Below are 20803 nucleotides of genomic sequence, written 5' to 3' on the forward strand. Positions count from 1 at the left end.
GCCCCGGACCGTTTCGGATGTGAAACGGTCCGGGGCTCCGTCGTACGGTCAGGCTCCTCGCGATCCCGACCCCGATCCCGGGGGCAGAGCCGCGGGCTGGGACCGCCCGGAGTGCCGCCCCACCCGCTGCCAGGAACCGACACCGCTGGTGTGCGTGCTCGTGCCGCCGACGTGTCCCGTGGCCCCGCTGTGTACGGAGAGACCTACGGAGAGGGCGGCGGAGTGACTGGAGTGCCCGCTCAGTGGCATCCGGCTGCCGGACCACACGCTGCCGAAGGCCACGAAGCCGAGATTCTCCTCGCCGCTACGATCACCCGGAAGCGCCCGGAACGACCTGCGGTACTCGGAGTACAGCGCGTCGTAGATCGGGGTGTGGGACTGGCCGCCCGATAGGTCCTGCGCGGGGCGCATGGCAGGGATCGGGCTCGGGCGCTGGCGGGAGGAGTCGTATGAGTGCACGTACGTGCCAACGACCCCACTGGCCGTCGGATGCGGGCCCGGCGGAGAAATAGCTGTTCGCCGCAGGTGTGAGGGACCGACGGCCACGATCAGGTCCCGGCCAGCGGCATCGCGGCGGCGACCAGGAGCCCGCCGGCGGCGGCCTTGTCCAGCGCGTCGCGCAGCAGGTCCTCGCGGGGCTGCTGGCCGATCACCCCCGCCGGGGCGGCGAAGACGAGGACGGTCTGCGACTTGCCGGCCGTGGTCCGCCAGCCCTCGGTGACCTGGAGCGGCGCATGGGCCTGCCACCAGGCGACCGGGGCGCCGCCACCGGTGCCCGGCTGGAGCACGGCGTGCAGCTGGCCCATCGCGAGCAGGACCGACCAGCCGTGCAGCACCGTGGGCATCTGATCCATCCGGTGGACCGGCTGGAAGCCCTGCTCCAGCAGCAGCTGGAGGAATTCGTCCCCCCGGCTGCCGTCGGTGCCCGGGCGGGCGATCGGGCCGGTCGGCTCGACGACGAGGGCCGGGTGGACCTCCTCGTCGATGAGGACGAGGCCGCTGGTGATCCCGAGGACAGCCTGCTCGGTGCCGAGGCCCTCCGGGTGTTCCCGGTGCTCCGCGTCGCCGCCGGTGATGCTGCGTACCGCGCCCTGCAACTGCTCCTCGGCGACCTGGACGACCTGCGAGGGGATGCAGGTCGCGTGCGCGAAGGCGAGGACGGCGGTTTCGTCACCGACGAAGAGAACCGTGCTGGTGCGTTCCTGTTCGGAGTCGCCGGGGGTGCGGCAGGAGGTGCAGTCGTAACTGCCTGGGGTGTTGTCGCCGACGAGCAGCCGGTCGGCTTCGGCGTCGCCGATCTCGGCGCGTACGTCCTCGCTGACGTCGAGCATGCGCGGCACGGTTGGCTCCTCGAACTCGGTGCGTGCGCCGGGCGGTTCCCGGCTCATGAAGAAGACAACGGGCGATCCGTGGCCGGGGTCACGCGAGAAGGGGAACGTATTCGAACCATCCGGAGCAGCGGGTGAATTCCGGGATCGGAAGGGCCGCTTGCGACCTGTTCATCCAGATTCTCCGGATTTTCCGCGCGGTGATGTGGTCGACTCGACCGTGGGCCGGTTCGCCGATACGTCGACAAATCGGGAAAACAGGTGAAAGTGAGAAGGGCTGAATCCGGCTGGTGCCGGAGTGAACCGCAAGCCGGCCTTGGTCGTCATGGCAAGTGTCGTTCGCAGCTGCCGAACCGGGAGATATGGCATTTCATGCACATTTCGTTCCTGCTCCACAACGCCTACGGAGTCGGGGGCACCATCCGTACGACGTTCAACCTCGCCGGGGCCCTGGCCGAGCACCATGACATCGAGATCGTGTCGGTCTTCCGGCACCGGGACGTCCCCGCGCTCGGAGCACCCGCGGGCGTGCGCCTGAACCACCTCGTCGACCTGCGGAAGAAGAGTCCGACGTACGACGGCGACGAGGCCGAACACGCCCGCCCCGCAACCGTGTTCCCGCGCGGCGACAGCAGGTACCGGCAGTACAGCAGGCTGACCGACGCACGGGTCGCGGAGCATCTGCGCTCCATGGACGCGGACGTAGTGGTCGGAACCCGGCCCGGGCTCAATGTGCAGATCAGCAGGCAGACCCGGCGCGGCCCGGTCCTGGTCGGGCAGGAGCACCTCACCCTCGACAGCCACAGTTACCGGCTGCGCCGCGAGATCGGGCACCGCTACGCCCTGCTCGACGCGATCACCACCGTCACCGAGGCCGACGCCCGCGCCTACCGGAGCGGGTTCAAGCTGCCCGGCGTACGGATCGAGTCCATCCCCAACAGTGTGCCCGCGCCGGGAGTCGCGCCCGCCGACGGCACCGGTAAATGGGTGATCGCCGCAGGACGGCTGCACAAGGTCAAGCGGTACGACCTCCTCGTCCGGGCGTTCGCCGGCGTGGTCGCCGCCCGGCCGGACTGGCGGCTGCGCATCTACGGCGGCGGCGACGCGACGGGGAACGAGCGCCAGGCGCTGCTCGAGCTCATCGGTGAACTCGGCCTGCACAACCATGTGTTCCTGATGGGGCCGGTCAACCCGCTGGAGGCCGAGTGGCCGAAGGGGGCGATCGCCGCGGTCACCTCGGACCGCGAGTCCTTCGGCATGACCATCGTCGAGGCGATGCGCTGCGGACTGCCGGTCGTCGCCACCGACTGCCCGCACGGACCCCGCGAGATCATCGAGGACGGCACCGACGGACGTCTGGTGCCGGTCGGTGACGCGGCGGCGGTGACGGGCGCCCTGCTCGGCCTGATCGACGACGACGAAGCACGGCGCCGCTCGGGGCGCGCCGCGCTGGCCGCGGCAGAGCGGTTCGACCCGGCGCGGATCGCCGAACGCCACGAGCGGCTCTTCGCCGAACTCGCCTCCCGAACCCCGCACGACCGCACGCACGGCGCTCTGCGCACCACACTGCACCGCGCCCGCAGCACCGTGCTGGACCGGGCGTACGCCCTGCGTTACAAGGCCGCCGATGTCATCCGCAAGGGGAAGCCCGCATGACCGTCTCCACAGAGCGCCCGGCACCACGAGCCGACTGCACCGCGGACGCCGACGGCGGGATCGTCTTCGACCTCCACCTCGGCCCCGAAAGCTACGAGGACGGGGAGGCGCCCGAGCTGCTGCTCCGGCTGCGCGGCGCCAAGAACAAGGGCGGCGACGGCACCACCGTACGACTGCCCCTGACCCCGCTCGGCGAGGGACGGCTGCGAGCGGTGCTGCCGAGCACCGCGGAGCCCGCCGAAGGCCGCTGGGACGTCCATGTGCGTGCGCCGGGCACCGGCGACGACGGGGCCGTGGCCGTGGCGCCCGGGATCAGGGACGTCCGGCTCCTCATGGACCGCACACCGGACACCGGGCGGATCGCGGTCCGTATTCCGTACCCGACCGCCGACGGCCGGCTCGCGGTGCGCTGCTGGATCCGCTCACCGCACGCCGAGGCCGGGCCGGTCACCTTCGACGGGGACGCGATGACCGTGGCGGGCGCGCTGTACGGGACCGTCCTCGGCGATGACGCCCGCGTCGAGGTGCGACTGGCCGGCGCTCCCGACCGGTCCTGCCGGGTGCCGGTCACCGGAAAGGAGGGGACGTTCTCCTTCACGCTTCCCCTCGACCGGCTGGGCGCGGGGCCGGTCACCGGGCAGCAGCTGTGGACGCTCTGGCTCATGCCCGGGACGGCCGGCGGGGAGCCTTCCGAGCGGACTCGGACCGACGGGAAGCAGGCGGACGGGAGCCCGGCCGACGGCGTACGGATCTCCCGCATCCTCGACGACGTCTGGGACCGGAAGAACAGCTTCGTCTATCCCGGCCGCAGCGCCGGAGAGGGCGTCCGCGCGATCCCCTGCTACTCGGGCGACAACGACCTGTGCGTACGGATCGAACCGGACCCGGCGCAGGCCCGGTAGGCCGCCGGCGGCCAATTGCGGACGCAGGCTGTCCGCAACCCCTGGCAGACTCGCCCGCATGTTGGAGACCTCGGCACGGCTGCTGCGCCTGCTCTCACTGCTTCAGGCACACCGGGACTGGTCGGGTGCCGATCTCGCCGAACGGCTCGGCGTCACCCGGCGGACCGTCCGGCGTGACGTCGACAAGCTGCGCGAACTGGGCTACCCCGTCAACGCCAGCCCCGGTACAGGTGGCGGATACCAGCTCGGCGCCGGTGCCCAGCTGCCGCCGCTGCTCCTCGACGACGAGGAGGCCGTCGCCGTCGCCGTGGGGCTGCGCACCGCGGCGGGCAACGGCGTCGAGGGCATCGGTGAGACGTCCGTACGCGCCCTGGCCAAGCTCGAACAGGTACTGCCGGACCGGCTCCGGCGTCGGGTGAGCGCGCTGAACAGCTTCACTGTGCCGTTGCTCCGCGGGCCCGGCGGGTCCACCGCCGATCCGGGAGTCCTCACCGAACTGGCCGCAGCCTGCCGGGACAGCGAGCGGCTGCGCTTCGCGTACCGGGACCACTCCGGCTCCGTATCGCGCCGGACCGTCGAACCGCACCGGCTGGTGTGTACCGAGCGCCGCTGGTATCTCGTCGCCTGGGACCTGGACCGTGCGGACTGGCGGACGTTCCGCGCGGACCGGATCACCCCCACGCCGCCGCACGGCCCGCGATTCGTCCCCCGCGCCGCACCGGCCGAGGATCTGGCCGCCTATGTCTCGAAGGGGATCTCCACCACCGTGTACGCGAGCCGCGCGGTGATCCGGCTGAAGACCGGGATCGAGCACGCGGCCGAGCGGATCTCGCCGTCCTCCGGGGTGCTGGAGGCGGACGGCGCCGACAGCTGTCTGCTGCGCACGGGGGCCGTGAGTCTCGATGTGCTGGTCATCCACGTCATGTTGCTGGGGATCGACTTCGAGGTCGTCGAACCGCCGGAGCTCAATGACGCGATCAGGGTGGCCAGGGACCGGCTGTCCCGGGCCCTGGACCCAGCGCTGCCACCACAGCCGTCCTGATGCGGGGACCGATGCGTGGATGGATACGTGACCGACAGGTAGGTCGATCGGGGACGGACCAAGGGCCGGTCGGGACGGTTCGCAGACGCATCGCGGAGGTTCGAGTTGTCCGTTATACGGGCGGCAGCGAGCGGCTGGGGGAGCATCCTCGGCCCGTGGTGTGGATTTTGTGACGAGAAGATAAGGCTGCCATAAGGAAGCGTGAATTCCCGGTGGCATGCTCGTTTACACGGGTTATTCGGCGAAGGAATTCCGGTCGCTCCGAAGCGGTTATTCTATTTTGTTTTCGAGCCTTCCGCGCGATCGTTTCCTGGCTTGGGTGATTACTGCGTGTCGGGTCGTGGACCGCCTGTCGGGGTGGCGTGATGCGAGCGGCAGGCGTGTCGTGATCCTGTGACAGAAGCGTGACCGGCAGGGGATGTGGGGATGCAGTGCGGCGGCCTACGGTGCCCCGGCTTCCGCCGCGGGCCGCGGCGGCCTACGGTGAGAGGCATGGCACCCCTACCGACCCCTCCCGCCCAGCCCGACGACGCACCCGGTGCGTACGTCGGCCTCGCCGCCGGCGCGGCCGAACAGCGGGCCCGCAGGCAGGGCTGGACCAGCGTCAGATCCCTGCCGCCCGGCGCGATCATCACCATGGAGTACCAGGCCGGACGGATCAACTTCGAGGTCGACGACGCCGTCGTCACCCGGTGCTGGGTGGGCTGAGGACCTGTGCGGCCCGGCCCGGCATGCGCGAAGGCCCCGACCGGAGTCGGGGCCTTCGCGGTGCGGGGCAGCGGTTGTGCGTACCGGCGCCCTACGGATTCCGGGGCGTTCAGCCGCCGGACATCGGGCGGGCCGGGGCCGTGCCGCCGCGTGGCGTACGGTCCGCGTGCGGCGGGCGGCGGCTGCCGGCCGGGGTGACCGGGGTGCGCTCGGAGCGGACCAGATGTGATGGGGCCGCGGAGTGCGCCCGCGAGCGGGCACCGGTGACCGTTCCCGTGGTGGTCGCCGCGTGACCTCCGGCGGCGACCGGCTCCAGCACGGAGGGCTCCGCAGTGGCGCCGACCGGCCGCGGGAGCACCACGGTCCGGGGTCCTCCGGCCGCGACCGGCACGGAGGGAACGGGACGGCCGCGTCCCCGCAGGGCTTCGCGCTGGGCGAAGATCCAGGCCTCGGCCCGGGTGATCAGCGGCTCGACCCAGGGCAGACTCAGCAGGATCAGCAGCCCCGCGGCCCAGCCGAGCAGTACATCGCTGAGCCAGTGCGTGCCGAGGTAGACGGTGGTGAGCCCGACGCCGAGCGAGACGATCGCCGAGACGGCCGACAGGTAGCGTCTGGCCCTCGGGGTGGTCGCCAGATAGGCGAGGATTCCCCAGGTCACGACGGCGTTGGCGGTGTGGCCCGAGGGAAATATATCGCCGCCGGCGAAGAGCTCCGCCGAGCCGATCTGGGTCGCGTAGTGCGGGCCGAGCCGCCCCAGGCCGATCTTGACCGCGCCGACCGTCACATTGAGCAGCAGCAGCGAGGCACCGAGCGTCAGCAGGGGCCGCATCGTGTGCTGCCGCCAGGAGCGCCAGCCGAGCCAGCAGGCAACCATGGTGGCGGTGGGGCCGCGCTGGCCCAGCACGATGTAGTAGTCGAGGAAGGCATGGAATTCCGGCCACTGTTGATACGGCCGGAAGAGCATGACCTTCCAGTCCAGGGTCACCAGCCAGGAAGAGACCAGCACGGCAACGACGATGGCGACATAGAACGCCAACGTCCCGCAGAAGAGAGCGATGCGGTGACGGCTCATCCGCGGTGGCTCTATCTTCGGCGGCTCCGGCTCCCGGTCCAGGCGGGCAAAGATGTCGGTACGCACCCAATCGACGTTACAGCGCGTTAGCGAGTGAACTGGTCGATCCGGTCTCTTTGTGATGACGATGTGATGTGGACTATGTCTCAGCCGGTCCTTAATTCCTGATCCGAAGAAGCGCGTCGACGAGTCTCCGCGCTATTGATTTCGCACTTATTTCGGAAGGGTGTTTGGGCGCGGGCAGAAAAGCGCAGGAGGTGCCGGTATGAATTTCTCCGGCGCCCCCGGGGGCGCCGGAGCGGACCGTATCCATCCGGTCACCGGCCGCCCTCTGTGCGGGCCCGGCGCGTGCTCGCGGCGTGACGCCGAGTACCTTCTGTGCCGGGTGCGGAGGGCCGTCCGTGCAGGTCCGAGGGGTTCGGAGCGGCGGCCCGGCGTGGCGTACGCCACACTTCACGGGTCGTCGAGGTATGAGGTGGACCACGTGTGAGTGCTCCGAACTCGCGTACGCTGACGGATCACTCGCCCGTCGATGCCGGGCCCCGGGAGGCGGCGAACCGCTTCGTTCCCGGCTGGCCCGCCGAGCGCGAGGGACCTTTTGGGAGGTACATGCATGTCCGGGACGACCACAGCCCGATTCCGGCTGCGCTCAGCGGCCGACGGTGCCAACCGATGGGTCGTCCTCGTCGTTCTCTGCCTCAGTCTGCTGCTCGTCGCGCTCGATGCGACCGTGCTCCACGTCGCCGTCCCCGCCGTCACCGAGGACCTGCGGCCCAGCGCCGTCGGGCTGCTCTGGATCGTGGACGCCTATCCGCTGGTCTGTGCCTCGCTGCTGATCCTCTTCGGCACCCTGGGTGACCGGGTCGGCCGACGCCGCATCCTGCTACTCGGTTACGCCCTCTTCGGCGTCGCCTCCGCGGTTGCCGCGCTGGCCGACAGCCCGGGCGTACTGATCGCGGCCCGCGCCCTGCTCGGCGTCGGCGGCGCGATGATCATGCCCGCGACGCTGTCGATCCTCCGCCAGGTCTTCCCCGACCGGCGCGAGCGGGCCGTGGCGATCGGTGTCTGGACCGCGGTCGCCGCCGTCGGTGCCGCCACCGGACCCGTCATAGGGGGCTTCCTCGTCGAGCACTTCTGGTGGGGCTCCGTCTTTCTGATCAATGTCCCGCTGATGGCCCTGGTCCTGCCGGTCGGCCGCCTGCTGCTGCCCGAGTCGCGCGGCAGCGACGACGGGCCGTGGGATGTGCTCGGTGCTCTGATGGCCGCGGCCGGAGTGCTCGGTGTCGTCCTCGGGGTGAAGCGGGCGGGCACCGGCGAGGGGCTGCTGAGCCCGGCCACGCTGGTCCCGCTGCTGATCGGGGCCGTACTGCTCATCGCCTTCGTGCGCCGTCAGAAGCGCCGCACACATCCGCTGATCGACATCGGGATGTTCGCCAGGCCCACGTTCTCCACGGCGGTGGGCTGCATCGTCCTCGCGATGCTCGCCCTGGTCGGGCTGGAACTGATAGCCGTGCAGTACCTCCAGCTCGTCCTCGGCCTGAGTCCGCTGGAGACCGGACTGCGGCTGCTGCCGCTCACCTTCGCGGCCATGGCCGCGGGCGCCACCGGCTCCTACACGCTGCGCCGCATCGGGCCGCGCCGGATGGTCGGCTGGGGCTTCGTGCTCACGGCCGCCTCGGTGCTGGTCCTGACGGCGATGGGGCAGCACGATCGGCCCGGCCTGCTGACCGCGGCCTTCGTCGCACTCGGCTTCGGGCTCCAGTCCACGCTCTTCGGGGCGTACGAATCCATGCTCAGCGAGGCGCCGGCCGACCGGGCGGGCGGCGCGGCGGCGATAGGGGAGACCTCGTACCAGCTGGGCGCGGGCATGGGGATCGCCCTGCTCGGCAGCGTCATGAACGCCGCCTACACCCCCGGACTCGCGAGACTCCCCGCAGAGGGTGTCCCCGCCGGGGACGGCGCGGCCGCCGCTCACTCGCTCGGCGAGGCCTACCAGGTGGCGGACCGGCTGGGCGGTCCGCTGGGCGAGGCGCTGCGCTCCACGGCCCGCCATTCCTTCATCACCGGGCTGCACGTCACGTTGCTGGTCAGCGCGGCTCTGCTGCTGGTCGGGGCACTCGCCGCGCTGCGGCTGCCGCGGATGATGGAGTGCCTGTCGCCGGTTCTGAGCGAACCTCACGAGGCCGACGCGAGCGTGGCGCCGGAGCTCCGCGGTCCGCAGGAGGTGCCCGTCGCGGGCTGTGCGCAGCGGCCGCTCGCGATACCCGCGCGGCGCCGGCGACCCGCCGAGGCGACCGGCTCTGGACGGGCGGGACACTGAGCCGTAACGTCGGTGCGACGCCATAACTAACGCCGCTAGTTTTAGCATCGTGCGAGCCGCCGGAGGCACTCTCATGTCCACCACTCCGTCCTCGAAGCTCCCGCCCTTCGACCCCGCCGACCCGATCGGCATCGACGATCTGCTCAGCGCCGAGGACCTCGCCATCCGCGACACCGTCCGCGACTGGGCCACCGACCGGGTCCTGCCGCACATCGCCGAGTGGTACGAGAACGGCGAGCTGCCCGGCATCCGTGAACTGGCCCGCGAACTCGGGTCGCTCGGCGCCCTCGGCATGTCCCTCCAGGGATACGGCTGTGCGGGCGCCACCGCCGTCCAGTACGGGCTGGCCTGCCTGGAACTCGAAGCCGCGGACTCGGGAATCCGCTCCCTCGTCTCCGTCCAGGGATCGCTCGCCATGTACGCCATCCACCGCTTCGGCTCCGAGGAGCAGCGGCAGCAGTGGCTGCCGGGCATGGCGGCCGGCGAGATCATCGGCTGCTTCGGTCTCACCGAGCCGGACCACGGCTCCGACCCGGCCGGGATGCGGACGTACGCCAAGCGTGAAGGCGACGACTGGGTGCTCACCGGCCGCAAGATGTGGATCACCAACGGCTCGGTCGCCGGGGTCGCCGTCGTCTGGGCGCAGACCGACGAGGGCGGCGCGGGCGGCGGAATCCGCGGCTTCGTCGTGCCGGCCGGTACCCCCGGCTTCTCGGCGCCCGAGATCAAGCACAAGTGGTCCCTGCGCGCCTCGGTCACCAGCGAGCTGGTCCTCGACGAGGTACGGCTGCCGGCCGATGCCGTACTCCCCGGGGTCACCGGTCTGCGCGGTCCGCTCAGCTGTCTCAGCCATGCCCGCTACGGCATCGTCTGGGGCGCCATGGGCGCGGCACGCGCCAGCTTCGAGGCGGCCCTCGACTATGCGAGGACCCGGGAGCAGTTCGGCAGGCCGATCGGTGGCTTCCAGCTCACCCAGGCCAAGCTCGCGGACATGGCCGTGGAACTGCACAAGGGCATCCTGCTCGCCCACCATCTGGGACTGCGGATGGACGCGGGCAGGCTCCGTCCGGAGCAGGTCAGTTTCGGAAAGCTCAACAACGTGCGGGAGGCGATCGAGATCTGCCGTACCTCGCGCACGATCCTCGGCGCCAACGGGATCTCGCTGGAGTACCCGGTGATGCGCCATGCGACGAACCTGGAGTCGGTGCTCACCTACGAGGGGACCGTGGAGATGCACCAGCTGGTGCTGGGCAAGGCGCTCACCGGTCTCGACGCGTTCCGGTAGACCGGTCCGGCGAGCGCCCTGCTCAGCTCTGGTTGAAGAAGCCGTCGGCCCGCCGGCCGGCGGCTTCGCCGCTGACCACCTGGGTGTCGGCCGGGGTCAGCAGGAAGACCCGGGTGGCCACGCGCTCGATCGAGCCGCGCAGGCCGAAGGTCAGCCCCGCGGCGAAGTCGACGACGCGCTTGGCGTCGGTGGGGTCCATGGTCGTGAGGTTGACGATCACCGGGACGCCGTCCCGGAAGAGCTCGCCGATGGCCCGCGCGTCCCGGAAGCTGTCCGGAGTCACGGTGGCGATCCGGCGGCCCGTTTCCTCGGCCGTCTCGGAGGCCACCTGCACCCGGGGGTCGGTCACCCAGGCCTGGCCGGTCCCGGTCTGCGCACCCTCGGCGTACTCGTCGTCGTCGTAGTACCGCTCGTCGTTGTCCTCTACGAGGCCCAGCCAGGCACTCGCCTTGCGCACCGATCCCATGGACGCCTCCTCTCACCGCGGTTCCGTGGTGTTCCGCATCTCTTTTCTGTCCCTATGGTCGTCCATGATGCGGATCGTGCGCCAAGTGGATAGTCGGCGCGCAGGGGATTCGTGACGGTACTGGTGCAGAAGATGTGGCGGTTCGTCAAGGTTCCTCCCGCGTCAGGGGCCTGGAAGAAAGAAAATATGATGCGCCGGTCCGTACGGGTGACGTGGAGGACGTACGGGTGAACGGGACGCTCGATACGATGCACGTCGTGCGTGCGCACGAGCTCGGCGCACAGAGGTGAACGACTCTCGGGGGATCGTCGTGTTCGGAATCGTCAGGCCCTGTTCGCACCGGTTGTCCGAGGGTCTCAGAACCGAGTGGATGGCTCATCTCTGCGGGCTCTGCCTCGCACTTCGCTCGGACCACGGGCAGTTCGCCCGGATCGTCACGAACTATGACGGCCTGATCGTCTCGGTCCTGACGGAGGCTCAGTCCGCACGCACCACCGGGTGGCGACGCACCGCGGGGCCCTGCCCGCTGCGCGCCATGCGCACCGCGCCGGTCGCCCGCGGCGAGGGCGCCAGGCTGGCCGCCGCCGTCTCCCTGGTGCTGGCATCGGCGAAGGTACGGGACCACGTCGCCGACGGAGACGGCCTGTTGAAGCGCCGTCCGGTCGCCGCCGCCGCGCGCCGGGTCGCCGCGGGGTGGGACCGGGCGGGCGCGCGCACCGGCGCACGGCTCGGCTTCGATACGGCGCTGCTCGTCGACGCCGTCGACCGGCAGACCGGCATCGAACTGCTCGCCGGCCCCGGCACCCCGCTGCTCACGATCACCGAGCCCACCGAGACCGCCACCGCGGCCGCCTTCGCCCACACCGCGATACTCGCGGGCCGGCCGCAGAACGCGGAGCCGCTGGCCGAGGCGGGCCGGCTCTTCGGACGCCTTGCCCATCTGCTGGACGCCGTGGAGGACCAGGAAGCTGACGCCGCGTCGAGTGCCTGGAACCCGCTCACCGCGACCGGTACCTCGCGGGCGGAAGCCCGGCGACTGTGCGACGACGCGCTGCGCGGCGTACGGCTGGCGCTGCGCGACGCGGAATTCACCGACGACAAGCTGGCCCATGTGCTGCTGGTACACGAACTGCGGCAGTCGGTGGACCGGGCGTTCGGCACCACGGCATGCCCGCACCGGGCGGACGGCCTGATCCTGGACAGAACTGTCCCTCCGTCAGGCATGGGGCAGCGCGGATCCTTCGGGCCGCCGCCGGGCAATCCGTTCGCACCGGGCCCCGGCAGCCCGCCGCAGCCCCCGCCCGAGCCGCCGCGCGACCGGCGCGGACTGATCGCGGGCTGCCTGGTATGGGCGGGGCTGGCCTGCACCTGTCAGATGTGCTGCGGCACCTTCAACGACCCGTGGAGCCATCAGCGCCGCGAGGGACTGTGCAGCCAGTGCGACTGCGGCGACTGTTGCGAGGCCTGTGACTGTTGCAGCAACTGCGGGGACTGCTGCGATTCGTGCGACTGCTGCGACTGTGGATGTGACTGCAGCTGCTGAGGGGCGGTTTCCGGCGGTGCGGGCCGGGCGGTACTTCGGGGACCCGGCGGCAGGGCTTTCGCGGGCCCGGCGGCGGAACCTCGCGGGTCCGGCCCGGACCGGTCACTTGATTTCGGGCGGTGAGATCTGCGAGGTCCTGATCGCCGACGCGCCGATGCCCCACTTCTTCAGGATCCGGTCGTAGGTGCCGTCCGCCTTGAGGCCGTTGACCGCGGCCTGGAACGCGGGCGCCAGCGGGGTGCCCTTCTTGAAGGCGAAGCCGACGTCGAGGCGCTTGAACTCATTGAGGAAGCGCACCCCCTTCTGCTGCCGCACCGCGTACCGCAGTCCGTTGATGGTCGACATCACCACATCGCTGCGGCCCTGCTGGAGCGAGCCCCAGATCGCGCCCTGCTCGCTGTAGGTCTTCACCTCGTACGGCTTCCTGCCCGCGTCGGAGCACCGGTGCCGGTTCTCCGCCAGTGTCACCTCGAAGGTGGTGCCCGCGCCGGTGGCCACGGTCAGGCCGCAGAGCTGGACGAGATCGGTGACGTCCTTCAGCCTGCTGTCGTCGCGGACCGCGAAGCCCTGGCCGTCATTGATGTACGTGACGAAGTCGATCGTCCTGCGGCGCTCCTCGGTCACCCCGAAGTTTCCGGTGCCCACGTCGTACTTCCCGCTGCCCAGGGCCGGCAGGATCGCTTCGAAGGAGGCCACCTCGCGCTTCAGGTTCAGCCCGAGCTTCCTGGCGACCGCGTCCGCGAAGTCGATGTCCGTACCGGCCGCCGTCCTTCCGTCCGGGAGGTAGGTGGCACTGGGCGGATTGCCGATGCTGGAGGCGATGGCCAGGGTGCCGGAGGCGCGGACGTCCGCCGGCAGCAGCTTCGCCGCGGCCTCGTCCTTGTGCACCGACGAGACGACATCGGCCGTCGGGACCGCTCCCGCGGCGGCCGCGGTCCCGGCTGCGCCGGCCGGTGCGGTCGCCGGATCGCCGGACCCGCACGCGGTGAGAGCGAGAGCGGCGACGGTGATCAGCGCGGAGGCAGCGGTGTGCCGGGTTCGGGGCATGAGGCGTGGTTCTCCAGGGGTGTCGGCCGCGGGAAGGCGCGGCAGCGGGCCCGTGCGGGGAAGCCGCAGAGCCGGAAATCCGCAAACGAGGGGAGGGGAGGGCGAAGCGATGTTGTGTTACGTGAAGGCACGCAGGGAAAAGTGCTCAGGCGCCGCACACGGCGCGAGGCAGAGAGATGAGGAACCGCAGGGGGTCAGCTCAACAGGAGGAGGACCACACGCGACCGAAGTCGATGTGGGAGCGCTTGACCAGCCACTGCTGCGAATGCATGGCCCCAGTGGAACAGGCATCCGGTGGCCCGTCAACTGACCTGAGACGTAAGACTCACAGTGTGGACAAGCTTGACAACACGCGGCGAACAGCGCTTACCTCGGAGGCGGACCGGCGCTGAGGGGCCCGGTCCGCGTTGTGTTTTCGCCGAAGGCACGCCCCGTGTCCGATCTCTGCATCCACGGAGCCTTCGCATGTCCGCGCAGACAGAAACCCTCCCTTCCGCCCTCCCCGCCACCCCACTCACCAAGAGCGACGAGGCCGACCGGCTCCGGACCGTCCCGGTACGCCGAACAGGGCAATGGGTGGCGGCCGTTGCCGCCCTGACACTCCTCGCCCTGGTGCTCAGCTCCGTCATTCGCAACGACGCCTTCCAATGGGACGTCGTCGCCGACTACTTCACCACCACCGCCGTCCTGCGCGGCCTCGGTCTCACGCTGTGGCTTACGGCGCTGGTCATGGTGCTCGGCTTCGCCCTCGGCACGCTGCTCGCCGTCCTCAGGCTCTCCACCAACCGCGTTCTGCAGGCGATTGGTTGGGGATACGTCTGGCTCTTCAGATCCACTCCGATCCTGGTCCAGCTGCTGTTCTGGTTCAACATCGGCGCGCTCTACCCGGAGATCCTCGGCGTCCGTACGGTGAATCTCCTCGGCCCCGTCACGGTCGCCGTCGTCGGGCTCACCCTGCACGAGGCCGCCTACGCCGCCGAAGTCGTCCGCGGTGGCATCCTCTCCGTCGAACGCGGACAGATCGAGGCCGCACAATCGCTCGGCCTCGGCCCCTGGCGCCGGCTCCGCCGGATCGTGCTCCCGCAGGCGATGCGCTCCATCGTCCCGCCCGCCGGGAACATGCTGATCGGCACGCTCAAGGGCACCTCGATCGTCAGCATCATCGCCGTACAGGACCTGCTGTACTCGGTGCAGCTCGTGTACCACCGCACCTACCAGGTCATTCCGCTGCTGCTGGTCGCCACCCTCTGGTACGCCCTCGTCACCTCGCTGCTCAGCATCGGCCAGCACTACATCGAGCGGCACTACGCGCGCGGCACGGCGGGCGCCCGGTGAACGGAACACCGACGCTCGTCGTCATCGGCGCCGGACCGCGCGGCACCGGCCTGATCGAGCGTATCGCCGCCAACGTCCCCGACATGTACGAGGGTTGCCCGCTGGACATCCATGTCGTCGATCCGTATCCGCCGGGCGGCGGACGGATCTGGCGGCACGACCAGTCGCCGCTGCTGTGGATGAACTCCATGGCCCAGGACGTCACGATGTTCACCGACGACACGGTCCAGCAGGAAGGTCCGGTACGCCCCGGGCCCGCGCTCCACGCCTGGGCCGCGGACATCCGGGACGGACGTCTCGCGCTCCCGGACGGAACCGGCGTCGAAGCCGGACTCCTCGCCGAGATAAAGGCCTTGGACGGAAGCGACTTCCCGAGCAGGCGGCTGCAGAGCGTCTATCTGCGCTGGGTGTACGAGCAGGCCGTGGCCGCCCTGCCGAAGGGCATCACCGTCCACTGGCATCGGCGCACGGCTGTGCGCGTCGCGGGGCCGCGCGAAGGCCGTCAGAGTGTCTGGCTGGAGGGGGACGACAGGCCGCTCCTCGCCGATCTCGTCGTCCTCGCCGTCGGCCACCTCGACGCCGAACCAGAGCCCGAACACGTCGAGTTGGCGGGCTTCGCGGCCCGGCACGGGCTCGTCCACCTGCCGCCCGACTTCACCGCCGACACCGATCTGACCCGCCTGCCCGCAGGCGAACCGGTCATCGTCCGGGGCTTCGGACTCGCCTTCGTCGACCTGATGGTGCTGCTCACCGAAGGACGTGGCGGACGGTACGAGAACGGCGAATACGTGCCGTCCGGCAGGGAACCCGTGCTCCACATCGGCTCGCGCCGGGGCGTCCCGTACCACTCCAAGATCGGCTACGCCTGGCAGGGCGAACGGCCGCCGCTGCCGCGCTTCCTCGGCCCCGACCTGACCGAGGCGCTGCTGAAGACCGACGAGCCGGTCGACTTCCGGCGCGATGTGTGGCCCCATGTCGACAAGGAGCTCGGCCACGCCCACTACCACCGGCTCTTCACCGCCCACCCGGAGCGCACGACGGCCGGCTGGCCCGACTTCGAGGCGAGGTACACCGCCGCGGACCCGGCCGGTCCCGAGCTGCGCGCCCTTGTCGCGGCCGCCGTCCCCGACCCCGCCGACCGGCTCGACCTCGAAGCGCTCGACCACCCGCTGGAAGGGGTGCGCTATCCCTCGTACGACGCGCTCCAACAGGGTTTGCGCGACTACATCACCGCCGACGTGGAACGCCGCCACGACCCGGACCACAGTCCGGACCTCGCCGTCTTCCTCGGACTGCTGTCCGCCTACGGGCAGTTGATCCGGCTCGGCGACATCGGCGGCTGGTGGCACGGCTTCTTCAGCCATCTCGCCTCCGGCCCGCCGGGACCCCGGCTCCACCAGCTCCTCGCCCTCTCCCGCGCCGGTGTGGTCCGCTTCCTCGGAGCCGGGACGATCGTCGAGGCCGATGAGCGCCACGGCGTCTTCCGGGCCGGCAGCGCCACCGTGCCCGGGCAGCGGATCGAGGCCCGCGCGCTGGTCGAGGCCCGGCTGCCGGATCCCTCGCTGGAACGCACCCGCAGCCCGCTGCTCCGGAGGCTGTACGAGGACGGGGTCGCCGCCACCGGAACCGGGCTGCTCCGGGTCGACGCCGACGACGGCCGGATCCTGGGGCGCGACGGCCGCCCGCACCCGCGCCGGTTCGCCCTCGGCCCGTTCACCACCGCGCGCGCAGGCGGAGCCTTCACCCGGCCGCGCACCGGCGGCCCGGCCTTCCGGCAGAACGACGCCACCGCCCGAACGGCGCTCGCCTTCCTCCGGAACCTCGCCCGTAGCGGCGTCCCCCGCTGCGCCTGACCGCCGACCCCGCGCAGAACTCCCCGGCCCACCCCCGTAGCCCAAGGACCCCTCATGTCCCACACCAGCGATCCACCCATCGACAAAGCGGCAGGACCACATGTCGCCGCACCCACCACCGGACCCACGGATGTCTTGGTCGAGATCCGGTCCGTCCACAAGCGCTTCGGCAGCCTCGAAGTGCTGCGCGGCATCGACCTGTCCGTGCGCACCGGGGAGGTGACCGTCGTCCTCGGCCCGTCCGGTTCCGGCAAATCCACGCTGCTGCGCACCATCAACCACCTGGAGAAGGTCGACAGCGGCTGGATCGGCGTCGACGGCACCCTGGTCGGCTACCGCAGGAACGGCGACAAGCTGTACGAGCTCCGCGAGCGCGAGGTACTGCGGCAGCGCACCCGGATCGGCTTCGTCTTCCAGAACTTCAACCTCTTCCCGCACCTGACGGTTCTGGAGAACCTCATCGAGGCCCCGGTCGCCGCCCTCGGACGGCCGAAGAACGAGGCCGTGGCCGCCGCGGAGAAGCTCCTCGCCAGGGTCGGGCTGGCCGACAAGGCGGGGGCGTACCCCGAGCAGCTCTCCGGCGGGCAGCAGCAACGGGTCGCCATCGCCCGCGCCCTGGCCCTCGAACCGAAGCTGCTGCTCCTCGACGAGCCGACCTCGGCGCTCGATCCCGAGCTGGTCGGTGAAGTCCTCGACGTCATCAAGGACTTGGCGTTCCAGGGCACCACGATGATCGTCGTCACCCACGAGATCGGTTTCGCCCGCGAGGTCGCCGACACCGTCGTGTTCATGGACGAGGGCCGGATCGTCGAGCAGGGCGCCCCCGGCGACGTACTCGACCGACCGCGGCACGAACGCACCCGCGCCTTCCTCTCGAAGGTTCTGTGAATCCGGTCCCGGCCCGGATTCGGAGCCCGACCCCTCTCCCGCCACCTGTCCCGCCCGCGAAAGAGCGCCCAGAGCCCCAGCGCCGCCAGAGCCCCAGAGCCCCGAGAGGTAACCGCCACCCATGCCTGGAACCGCACCCCTCCACCTGGCCGTCGAGATCGGCGGCCCGCCCCGCTACGACCCCGAGCACTACATCGGCCTCGCCCGGCTCGCCGAGCGCGGCGCCCTCGACTTCGTCACCCTCGGCGACTCGTTCGCCAGGCCCGGGCTCGACGCGCTCGCCGTGCTCGCCCGGATCGCGCCCGCGACCCGCCGGATCGGTCTGGTGCCGACCGTCACCACCACCCACACCGAGCCGTTCCATGTGTCGTCCGCCGTGGCCACCCTGGACTGGGTGAGCCGCGGCCGGGCGGGCTGGAATGTCGATGTATCCACGACCGCGGCCGAGGCCCGGCTCTTCGGCCGGCGTCCGGCGGCGCCCGCCGACGAGCTGTGGCGCGAGGCCGGCGAGGCCGCCGACGTGGGCGCCCGGCTCTGGGACAGCTGGGAGGACGACGCCGAGATCCGGGACGTCGCCACCGGACGCTTCATCGACCGCGACAAGCTGCACTACGTCGACTTCGAGGGCGCGTCCTTCTCGGTCCGGGGCCCGGCCATCGTGCCCCGGCCCCCGCAGGGACACCCGGTCACCGTCGTCGACGGAACCGGCGGCCCGGCGAGGGAGATCGCGGCCCGGCACGCCGATGTCGTCCTCGTCCGGGCCACCGACCCGGACCGGGCCGCCGCGATCCGCACCGATCTGCGCCGACGCGCGACGGCGTACGGACGCGACCCCGGCACGCTCCGGGTCCTGGCCGCGCTCACCGTCGACCTCGGCGACGCCGAGACCGCCCCGGAACCCGGGCTGGAGAGCGGAGCCCCGCTCGCCGCCGGCGGCTCCTACTACCGGGGCGGCCCTGTCGACCTCGCCGACCTGATCACCCGATGGCACCGCGGCGCAGCGGTGGACGGTTTCCACCTCACGCCCATCACCCCCGGGCGCGACCTCGAACGGATGGTCAACGGAACCGTGGCCCTGCTCCAGCACCGCAGTCTGTTCCGCACCTTCTACCCGGGCGGCACCCTGCGCGAGCACCTGGGACTGGCCCGCCCCGCCAACCGGTACGCCCTCGAAGGGGGACACGCATGAGCACCGCACCGAGGCAGATGCATCTCGCCGCCCACTTCCCGGGTGTGAACAACACGACCGTCTGGGCGGACCCCCGTTCCAGGAGCCAGATCGACTTCTCCTCCTTCGAACACCTCGCCCGCACCGCGGAACGCGGCCTGTTCGACTTCTTCTTCCTCGCCGAGGGGCTGCGGCTGCGCGAACACAACGGCCGGATCCACGACCTGGACGTGGTCGGCCGCCCCGAATCCCTCACGGTGCTGGCCGCGCTGGCGACCGTCACCGAACGGCTCGGCCTCGCCGCCACCGTCAACGCCACCTTCAACGAGCCGTACGAACTGGCCCGCCGCCTCGCCACCCTCGACCACCTCAGCGACGGCCGGGCCGCGTGGAACGTCGTCACCTCCTCGGACGCCTTCACCGGGGAGAACTTCCGGCGCGGCGGCTATCTCGACCGGGCCGACCGGTACACCAGGGCCGCCGAGTTCGTCGCCACCGCCCGCGAACTGTGGGACACCTGGACGCCCGACGGCACCCCGCGTCCGTTCGCGCACCACGGGCAGCACTTCGCCATCGAGGGGGAGTTCACCGTCCCGCGCTCCCCGCAGGGCCATCCGGTCGTCATCCAGGCCGGGGACTCCCCGGAGGGTCGCGAGTTCGCCGCCTCCGCCGCCGACGTCGTCTTCACCCGGCACGGCACCCTGGAGGCGGGCCGTACGTTCTACGCCGACGTCAAGGCGCGGCTGGCGAAGTACGGCCGGGGACCCGACGAGCTGAAGATCATGCCCGGGGTCACCTTCGTACTCGGCGACACCGATGCCGAGGCCCAGGAGAGGGCGGCCGAGATCCGGCTCCAGCAGGTCTCCCCGCAGAACGCGCTGCTGGCCCTGGAACAGGTCTGGGGTCGTGACCTGTCCTCCTACGACCCCGACGGTCCGCTCCCCGGGATCGACCCGGACCCCGGATCCTCGCTGGTCCAGGGCCGGGTCAGGCACGGCGACCCCCTCGCGGTCGCGGCCCGTTGGCGTGCGGTGTCCGAGGAGAAGGGCCTGTCCATCCGGCAGACCGTCATCGAGACGACCGGGCGGCAGTCCTTCATCGGCAGCCCGCGGACGGTCGCGGCGCAGCTGGCGGAGTTCGTGGCCGCCGACGCCGCCGACGGCTTCATCGTCGTACCGCATCTCACCCCCGGCGGCCTGGACGACTTCGTCGACCGGGTCGTCCCGCTCCTCCAGGAGCGCGGTGTGTTCCGCTCCGCGTACACCGGTCCCACGCTGCGGTCGCATCTCGGGCTCGCCGAGCCGGTATGGAAGGCTTGAGCGCATGAGTACGGACGCACAGCAGCCACCCGGTTCCGAGCAGGCGGCGCAGGACTGGAAACACTGGCACGAGGCGCGCACCGCCACGGTTGCCGCACCGTACGGACCGCTCTCCCTCACCGGTACCCACTGGCTCTCCGACTACCCGGACGGTCACATTCCGGGAGTTCCCGGGCAGTGGCGGGAGGACGGCGGGGAACTGGTGCTCAGCGCCGCCGCCGCAGACGGCCTGACCGTCGACGGCACGCCCTTCGCCGGCCAGGTCCGCCTCAGCGCCGACCGCGGCCCGATCGACGCCTCCCGCGTCGCGCACGGCGAGCGGCGGCTGGTCGTGCTGAGCCGCGAAGGGCTCTGGGCGGTACGGGACTTCGACCCGGACTCCGCCGCGCGGCGCGCCTTCCGGGCCATCGAGGTCACCCCGTACGAAGCCCGCTGGGCGCTGTCGGGCACCTTCCGCCCGTACGACACCGCCCGTACGATCCGGGTCGAGAACGCCGACGGGGTCGAGCGGGGCCTCGGCCTCGGCGGTGAGATCGCGTTCGAGGTCGGCGGTACGCGGTACACGCTGCAGGTCGCGGTGGAGCCCGACGGTTCGCTCTGGGCGGTCTTCGCAGATGCCACCAGCGGGAACAGCAGCTACCGCTTCCGGTTCCTGCGGCCCGCGGCCCCGGCCGAGGACGGCAGTGTGACGGTCGACCTCAACCGCGCGCTGCTGCCGCCCTGCGCCTTCGCGGACCACTTCATCTGCCCCTTCCCGCCGCCCGGCAACACCCTCCCCATCGCAGTCGAGGCGGGCGAGCGAAACCGTATCGACGGCTGACGCACCGCCATTTCGCCCCGGACAACGGCCCCGGCAGCCCATGTGCTGCCG

The 20803-nt window shown here is 71.1% G+C and carries 18 protein-coding genes; 13 read left to right on the top strand and 5 right to left on the bottom strand.

Translation table 11 applies throughout. The features are described from left to right. Nucleotides 1-48: 48 nt before the first annotated feature. Together ACFU8Q_RS23670 and ACFU8Q_RS23675 are read right to left on the bottom strand one after the other, a co-directional pair. Nucleotides 49-411, bottom strand: coding sequence for a hypothetical protein (locus tag ACFU8Q_RS23670; RefSeq protein WP_384457154.1), 363 nt, complete (start codon nucleotides 409-411; stop codon nucleotides 49-51). A gap of 137 nt (nucleotides 412-548) precedes the next feature. Beyond that, nucleotides 549-1340: a hypothetical protein gene (locus ACFU8Q_RS23675; protein ID WP_384457184.1), complete on the bottom strand. Its 792-nt coding sequence runs from the start codon at nucleotides 1338-1340 to the stop codon at nucleotides 549-551. Between the two features lie 360 nt (nucleotides 1341-1700). Between ACFU8Q_RS23675 and ACFU8Q_RS23680 the strand changes: the two genes are divergently transcribed. The 4 genes from ACFU8Q_RS23680 (at nucleotide 1701) to ACFU8Q_RS23695 (ending at nucleotide 5636) form a co-directional block, all read left to right on the top strand. Then, a complete protein-coding gene (locus ACFU8Q_RS23680) occupies nucleotides 1701-2984 on the top strand; it encodes a glycosyltransferase (RefSeq protein ID WP_384457156.1) in 1284 nt (427 codons plus the stop codon). Next, the gene (locus ACFU8Q_RS23685) at nucleotides 2981-3886 is read left to right on the top strand and encodes a transferase (RefSeq protein WP_384457158.1); all 906 of its coding nucleotides are present in this window, start codon (nucleotides 2981-2983) and stop codon (nucleotides 3884-3886) included. Before ACFU8Q_RS23680 ends, ACFU8Q_RS23685 begins: the two co-directional genes overlap by 4 nt. Before the next feature lie 58 nt (nucleotides 3887-3944). Further along, nucleotides 3945-4928, top strand: a complete 984-nt coding sequence (locus ACFU8Q_RS23690; protein WP_384457160.1) for a helix-turn-helix transcriptional regulator — start codon at nucleotides 3945-3947, stop codon at nucleotides 4926-4928. A gap of 492 nt (nucleotides 4929-5420) precedes the next feature. Further along, complete coding sequence (locus ACFU8Q_RS23695; RefSeq protein ID WP_384457162.1) at nucleotides 5421-5636, top strand: I78 family peptidase inhibitor; 216 nt, start codon at nucleotides 5421-5423, stop codon at nucleotides 5634-5636. A 109-nt stretch (nucleotides 5637-5745) separates the two neighbouring features. Here ACFU8Q_RS23695 and ACFU8Q_RS23700 read toward each other — a convergent pair whose 3' ends face one another. Then, nucleotides 5746-6774, bottom strand: a complete 1029-nt coding sequence (locus tag ACFU8Q_RS23700) for a phosphatase PAP2 family protein (protein ID WP_384457164.1) — start codon at nucleotides 6772-6774, stop codon at nucleotides 5746-5748. Between the two features lie 547 nt (nucleotides 6775-7321). On the opposite strand from ACFU8Q_RS23700, the gene ACFU8Q_RS23705 reads away from it, so the two are divergent. Together ACFU8Q_RS23705 and ACFU8Q_RS23710 are read left to right on the top strand one after the other, a co-directional pair. Then, complete coding sequence (locus ACFU8Q_RS23705) at nucleotides 7322-9028, top strand: MFS transporter (RefSeq protein ID WP_384457166.1); 1707 nt, start codon at nucleotides 7322-7324, stop codon at nucleotides 9026-9028. A 73-nt stretch (nucleotides 9029-9101) separates the two neighbouring features. Further along, a complete protein-coding gene (locus ACFU8Q_RS23710) occupies nucleotides 9102-10313 on the top strand; it encodes an acyl-CoA dehydrogenase family protein (protein ID WP_384457168.1) in 1212 nt (403 codons plus the stop codon). Nucleotides 10314-10335: 22 nt separating this feature from the next. Here the strand turns inward: ACFU8Q_RS23710 and ACFU8Q_RS23715 are convergent, their stop codons facing one another. Then, on the bottom strand, nucleotides 10336-10779 hold the full coding sequence (locus ACFU8Q_RS23715; protein ID WP_384457170.1) for a cell division protein SepF: 444 nt from the start codon (nucleotides 10777-10779) through the stop codon (nucleotides 10336-10338). Between the two features lie 370 nt (nucleotides 10780-11149). Between ACFU8Q_RS23715 and ACFU8Q_RS23720 the strand changes: the two genes are divergently transcribed. Then, entirely contained in the window at nucleotides 11150-12322 is a 1173-nt protein-coding gene (locus ACFU8Q_RS23720; protein WP_384457172.1) for a DUF5685 family protein, read from the top strand. 102 nt (nucleotides 12323-12424) lie between these two features. Here the strand turns inward: ACFU8Q_RS23720 and ACFU8Q_RS23725 are convergent, their stop codons facing one another. After that, nucleotides 12425-13369 (bottom strand): ABC transporter substrate-binding protein, encoded by a 945-nt coding sequence (locus ACFU8Q_RS23725; protein ID WP_384457174.1) that lies wholly within the window; start codon nucleotides 13367-13369, stop codon nucleotides 12425-12427. Between the two features lie 465 nt (nucleotides 13370-13834). Between ACFU8Q_RS23725 and ACFU8Q_RS23730 the strand changes: the two genes are divergently transcribed. From ACFU8Q_RS23730 to ACFU8Q_RS23755, 6 genes are all read left to right on the top strand, one after another. After that, nucleotides 13835-14704, top strand: coding sequence for an amino acid ABC transporter permease (locus ACFU8Q_RS23730; RefSeq protein ID WP_384457175.1), 870 nt, complete (start codon nucleotides 13835-13837; stop codon nucleotides 14702-14704). Further along, nucleotides 14701-16557: an FAD/NAD(P)-binding protein gene (locus ACFU8Q_RS23735; protein ID WP_384457177.1), complete on the top strand. Its 1857-nt coding sequence runs from the start codon at nucleotides 14701-14703 to the stop codon at nucleotides 16555-16557. The genes ACFU8Q_RS23730 and ACFU8Q_RS23735 overlap by 4 nt, the downstream gene beginning before the upstream one ends. 135 nt (nucleotides 16558-16692) lie before the next feature. Further along, the gene (locus tag ACFU8Q_RS23740) at nucleotides 16693-17445 is read left to right on the top strand and encodes an amino acid ABC transporter ATP-binding protein (protein ID WP_384457185.1); all 753 of its coding nucleotides are present in this window, start codon (nucleotides 16693-16695) and stop codon (nucleotides 17443-17445) included. Between the two features lie 121 nt (nucleotides 17446-17566). Beyond that, nucleotides 17567-18634, top strand: a complete 1068-nt coding sequence (locus tag ACFU8Q_RS23745) for an LLM class flavin-dependent oxidoreductase (protein WP_384457178.1) — start codon at nucleotides 17567-17569, stop codon at nucleotides 18632-18634. Beyond that, nucleotides 18631-19932 (top strand): NtaA/DmoA family FMN-dependent monooxygenase, encoded by a 1302-nt coding sequence (locus ACFU8Q_RS23750; RefSeq protein ID WP_384457180.1) that lies wholly within the window; start codon nucleotides 18631-18633, stop codon nucleotides 19930-19932. The genes ACFU8Q_RS23745 and ACFU8Q_RS23750 overlap by 4 nt, the downstream gene beginning before the upstream one ends. 4 nt (nucleotides 19933-19936) lie before the next feature. After that, complete coding sequence (locus tag ACFU8Q_RS23755; RefSeq protein WP_384457182.1) at nucleotides 19937-20752, top strand: DUF1684 domain-containing protein; 816 nt, start codon at nucleotides 19937-19939, stop codon at nucleotides 20750-20752. Nucleotides 20753-20803: the final 51 nt, after the last annotated feature.

Origin of the sequence: Streptomyces sp. NPDC057543, assembly GCF_042801895.1 — a bacterium.
Lineage (GTDB): Bacteria > Actinomycetota > Actinomycetes > Streptomycetales > Streptomycetaceae > Streptomyces.